Below are 3,979 nucleotides of genomic sequence, written 5' to 3'. Positions count from 1 at the left end.
CCCCGGCACAGCACCCCACTCACCGCCGGCACCCCCAGCACCCCCCGCACCCGCACCCGTCGCCGCGCCCTCGCCGCGCTCGCGGTCGGCGCCCTGGCCGGCGCCGCGGCACTCCTGCCGTCCATGGCGCAGGCCGCCGGCAACCCCCACGGCGACGACGTGTCCTCGCACCAGGGCAACGTGAACTGGGCCGCGACCAAGGCCGCCGGCGCGCAGTTCTCGTACTCCAAGGCCACCGAGGGCACGTACTACACCAACCCGTACTTCGCCCAGCAGTACAACGGCGCCTACAACGCCGGCCTGATCCGCGGCGCCTACCACTTCGCGATCCCGAACGGCGGCAGCGGCGCCTCCCAGGCCGACTACTTCGTCGCGCACGGCGGCGGCTGGTCCCGCGACGGCAAGACCCTGCCTGGCGCGCTGGACATCGAGTACAACCCCTACGGCGCCGAGTGCTACGGCCTGAGCCAGGGCTCGATGGTCAACTGGGTGGCCTCGTTCCTGAACGAGTACCACGCCCGGACCAGCCGCTGGGCCGTCATCTACACCACCACCGACTGGTGGAAGACCTGCACCGGCAACTACGGCGGCTTCGCCAACAACGACCCGCTGTGGGTCGCCAACTACAACGGCTCGCCGGGGACCCTCCCGGCCGGCTGGGGCTTCTACACCATCTGGCAGTACGCGGACTCCGGCCCGATGGCCGGCGACCAGGACGTGTTCAACGGCGACTACAGCCGCGTGCAAGCGCTGGCCAACGGTTAAGACGGAGCCGACGATGCCCACGTCCACCCACGAAGCCCACGAAGCCCACAGCACCCGCGGCGCCCACGGCACCCGCACCACCCGCCGCCTGGCCGTCCTGGCCCTCGCGGTCGCCACGGCCGGCACCGTGCTGCTGCCGGCCACCAGCGGAGCCGCCTCGACGAGCGCCAAGCCCGCGAACGCCGCGCCCGCGAGCGTCCCCGGCGCCCCGACCGTCCACGCCAACCCGCACCCGGGCTACGCGCGCACGGTCGCCGGCAAGCTGGTCAAGGTCGACACCACCCGGCACACCACGCCGGTCCACCCCACGGTGGCGACCCACCCCCAGCTCGACTACATGGGTTCCACGATCGCGGCCCACGAGCCGGTCGCACGCCCCGCCCTGAAGCCGAAGCCCTTCTCGCCGGCCTCCGTGCCGCAGCTGCCGGGCATCGACGTCAGCGCCTACCAGGGCAACCTGAACTGGGCCAGCATCGCGCCGAACATCGACTTCTCCTACACGAAGGCGACCGAGGGCACGTACTACACCAACCAGGACTTCTACAACCAGTACGTCGGCCCCTACGACCAGGGCGTGATCCGGGGCGCGTACCACTTCGCGAACCCCAGCGACTCCAGCGGCGCCACTCAGGCGGACTACTTCGTCAACCGCGGCGGCGGCTGGTCCTCCGACGGCCTCACCCTGCCCGGGGCGCTCGACATCGAGTACAACCCCTACGGCTCGGAGTGCTACGGCCTGTCCGGGGGCCAGATGACCAACTGGATCTGGGACTTCGTGAACGAGTACGCGTCGCGCACCGGCGTCTACCCGGTCATCTACTCCACCACCGACTGGTGGAACACCTGCACCAGCCACGACACCAACTTCGCGAACTACACCCCGCTGTGGATCGCGAACTACGTCGCCTCCGGTGGCGGGACCCTGCCTCCGGGCTGGGGCTGGTACACATTCTGGCAGTACGCGGACCACGGTTCGCAGCCCGGTGACCAGGACGTGTTCAACGGCCCCTACAGCCAGCTGCAGGTCCTGGCCAGAAACGGCTGAGAGCCTTAGCGCGGCTGCACTACCTGCACTACACGTATAACACGTATTAGGAGAGTCCCCGCCTCTGTTCCTCGGAGGCGGGGACTCTCATCGCTCCCTGTTTTTGATCGCTACTCTGTTCTCTTCTGCGATCACCACCAGGGGGAGAGATGAGCCGGGTTCAGCTGTCGGGCGCTGAAGCCATGGAGTTGCTGCAACGAGGCGAGGACGCCACCGAGGTCCAGGACTGGACGGTGGTCACCGCCTGCTACGAGGAGTTCCTCGCCGCCTTTCCGGACACCCCGATCAGCGCCGAGCTCTGGTTCGACGCCGCGCTGGCCAACAAGTTCCTGCGGAACTGGCCCAAGGCCTACGAGCTGGGCCGGCAGGCCGCGCTGCGGGCCGGCGAGCCGGAGGGGAACCCGGCGTGGTGGAATCTGGGGATCGCCGCCACCATGGTCGGCGACTGGGGCACGGCGCGCGAGGCGTGGACCAATTACGGCGTGCACCTCACGCCGGGCGAGGGCGAGATCGAGGACGGATTCGGCTCGGCCCTGGTCCGCCTGGACCCGGACGGCGACGCCGAGGTGGTGTGGGTCCGCCGCATCTGCCCCACCCGCGCCCGCGTGCTGTCGGTGCCGTACGGGACGCGCCGCTTCGGCGAGATCGTCGTGCACGACGGCGCCCCGACCGGCGAGCGCCGCGTCGAGGACCACGCGTTCCCGGTCTTCGACGAGCTGGCGCTGTGGCAGGCCTCGCCGACCGCGACCTGGCGCGCGCAAGTGACGGCGCCGGAGCCGCAGGACATGACGGCGCTGGCCGACGCGTTCGACGAACGCGGGCTGGCGATGGAGCCGGTGGACAGCCTGACGTTCCACTGCACGTGCTGTAGCCACGGCTCGATCGCGGCGGACGGACCGGCGGGGACCGCGGGGGCGGCACTCGCCGGGGCGCGGGACGTGCTGCTGGCAGCGCCGGACGAGGAGACGGCGACCGGGATTCTGACGGCTTGGGCGGTCGGTGGTTCGGGGCGGGCTTGGCATGCGGTGCATGCCAAGGCGTGAACCAGACAGTGGTTCGGCGGTGCAGCGGCGGGTGCGCTGATTCAGTAAATGCGGCGTAATTCTCAAGCGGATCATGAGGAATCGCGTCTACCGCAGAATTCGTAGTCGGGCTACGCAGTCGCACGGACCGCGGCGTCCGCGCTGGTGAGAGCACTTGGCGGAGAACCGGGGCAAGCCCTCCCCGATCACCAGAAGGCATGTCGATACCCCGCAGAAACTACGCCTCATGTCACCCCTGAGCCTGCCTTCCGAGCCCAGGTCGGACTGGGATAAGCTCCAGCGCTGTCGAGGAGCAGTAATACCCTGACATCCCCCCACATCCCCCAGTGATCCGGCCTTGAGGCCTCGGGGCCGGCACAGAGAAGAGCCACCATGACCTCTAGCCGAATAGGCCGCGGTGCGATCGTCACGCTAGGCGCGGCCGCGTCGATGGCGTGGGCGGCGGGCGCCGCGAACGCGTGCGACAACCCGCCGCCGAAGCCCACGACGCCGAACACGCACGATCACCACAGCCACGACAAGAAGCCCGGGAACGCGACCCCGGCCACGGTGTGCACCGTCAACGACAACGACGTCCAGTACGCCGAGCTCGGTGCGGACGGCAAGAGCGTCGTCAGCGGATGGCACAACGCCGTGACCGACACCTTCAAGGGGAACTCGCCGGAGCCGGTCTACGGCTACCAGGTGCGCCTGAACCCGGAGACGGTCGGCGACAACTGCACCGGCACCGTCGACATCTCGCTGGCGTCGTACGACACCGCCGGGCCCACCTGGGACTCCTCGGGCGGGGCTCAGCACTTCGTCGACCACAGCCACGTCCAGCTGAGCAAGACCTCGGCGACCAGCGCCAGCCAGACGCTCACGGTGAAGGTGCCCGGGACCCCCGGCTCCAAGAGCTGCTTCGGCCAGATCGACCTGTACTTCGGCACGACCGTCTACGACGGCGTCTCCGCCCCGGGCCACGGCCCGCTGCCGGACCGCGACGCGAAGCCCCCGGTCATCGCGCCGACGGCGAAGGACCTGATCACCGCCTGGAACGGCCCGGACGCCGGCGACTGCGCCGCGCCCCCGCCGGTCACCACGACCACCCCGTCGAGCCCGGTGACCCCGCCCAAGACCACCACCC

The 3,979-nt window shown here is 70.0% G+C and carries 3 protein-coding genes and 1 pseudogene; all 4 read left to right on the top strand.

The genetic code is table 11. The features are described 5' to 3' along the window. Positions 1-765 (top strand): lysozyme (locus tag GWK61_RS53150; RefSeq protein ID WP_228564469.1); only part of this gene is annotated, 765 nt, incomplete at its 5' end. A 13-nt stretch (positions 766-778) separates the two neighbouring features. Next, positions 779-1,810 carry a GH25 family lysozyme gene (locus GWK61_RS53145; protein WP_228564468.1) on the top strand — a complete coding sequence of 344 codons (1,032 nt, stop codon included), beginning with the start codon at positions 779-781 and terminating at the stop codon, positions 1,808-1,810. Positions 1,811-1,959: 149 nt separating this feature from the next. Next, positions 1,960-2,853, top strand: a complete 894-nt coding sequence (locus tag GWK61_RS53140) for a tetratricopeptide repeat protein (RefSeq protein ID WP_228564467.1) — start codon at positions 1,960-1,962, stop codon at positions 2,851-2,853. A 372-nt stretch (positions 2,854-3,225) separates the two neighbouring features. Beyond that, a pseudogene (locus GWK61_RS53135) lies at positions 3,226-3,979 on the top strand (hypothetical protein); the annotation flags it as partial.

Origin of the sequence: Catenulispora rubra (genome assembly GCF_015356825.1) — a bacterium.
Lineage (GTDB): Bacteria > Actinomycetota > Actinomycetes > Streptomycetales > Catenulisporaceae > Catenulispora > Catenulispora rubra.
This window is presented reverse-complemented; position numbering and strand designations above follow the sequence as displayed.

Coding starts and splice junctions, on each gene's coding strand:
- GWK61_RS53145 (WP_228564468.1), top strand. CDS start 779: ATGCCCACGTCCACCCACGAAGCCCACGAAGCCCACAGCACCCGCGGC.
- GWK61_RS53140 (WP_228564467.1), top strand. CDS start 1,960: ATGAGCCGGGTTCAGCTGTCGGGCGCTGAAGCCATGGAGTTGCTGCAA.